2 protein-coding genes are annotated in these 1,004 nt (G+C 57.5%); both read left to right on the plus strand.

Annotation, left to right across the window (positions count from 1 at the left end; genetic code table 11):
- Window positions 1–211 precede the first annotated feature (211 nt).
- On the plus strand, window positions 212–475 hold the full coding sequence (locus RCH09_RS19685) for a transposase (protein WP_326942835.1): 264 nt from the start codon (window positions 212–214) through the stop codon (window positions 473–475).
- 35 nt (window positions 476–510) lie between these two features.
- Window positions 511–936, plus strand: coding sequence for an IS3 family transposase (locus tag RCH09_RS19690; RefSeq protein ID WP_326942836.1), 426 nt, complete (start codon window positions 511–513; stop codon window positions 934–936).
- The last annotated feature ends 68 nt before the right edge of the window (window positions 937–1,004 follow it).

Consider the following 1,004-nt stretch of genomic DNA (forward strand, 5'->3'; position numbering starts at 1 on the left):
TCCCGAACAGGACCGTGAAACGACTTTGCGCCGATGATAGTGCGTCAACACGTGTGAAAGTAGGTCATCGTCAGGCTAAGTTATTGCTCCAAACAGAACGGCTCCCCTAAAAAGGAGCCGTTTTTCTGTCCGCTCGCTTTTTTAACTGACCTTGACCTGCTCCCCGAAATTAGTACGGCGCTAAACTAGAGTCTGCCCATGGAAGGCAGGCATGAAGAAACGTTTTACAGAGGAGCAAATCATCGGGGTCCTGAAGGAAGCCGATGCTGGGGGCAAGATAGCCGAGTTGTGCCGCAAGTACGGCATCAGTGACGCCACCTACTACAACTGGAAGGCGAAGTTCGGCGGCATGACCGTGTCGGACGCCCAGCGCTTGAAAGCGCTGGAAGCGGAGAACGCGAAGCTGAAACGGTTGCTGGCAGAGTCTATGCTGGACAACGCTGCGCTGAAAGATGTTGTTGGCCGAAAGTGGTAGGCCCACAGGAACGGCGTGCGGCAATTACGCACATCATGGTGACCCACGGGTTGGGCGTCACCCGAGCCTGTGGGCTGATCGGCATGTCGCGCTCGTCGTACCGCTACGCGGCAAAGCGGCCAAACGACGAAGCACTGAAGTCGCGTCTGACGGCACTGGCCGGCGAGAAGCGTCGATACGGCTATCGTCGGCTGCATGTGCTGTTGTGTCGTGAAGGCTGGGTCATCAACTGGAAGCGCACGTACCGGGTGTACTGCGCGGCCGGATTATCGGTGCGTCGGCGCAAGCGAAAGAGAATTGCCGGCATTGAACGCCAGCCGAAGGTGGTTGCCATGGCACCCAACATCAGCTGGTCGATGGATTTCGTCTCGGATGGGTTCGTCGACGGGCGCAGGTTGCGCTGCCTGAACATCGTCGATGATCTCACGAAGGAGGTAAGCGCCTCACGAGCGACGTCTTGACCAATTTCACTTCGTAGCGAATACGGTATTTAGCGCGAACCAGCGCCAAGCTGGCCGGCCACATTCCA

Origin of the sequence: Actimicrobium sp. GrIS 1.19 (assembly GCF_035984655.1) — a bacterium.
In the GTDB taxonomy this organism is placed as follows: domain Bacteria; phylum Pseudomonadota; class Gammaproteobacteria; order Burkholderiales; family Burkholderiaceae_D; genus Actimicrobium.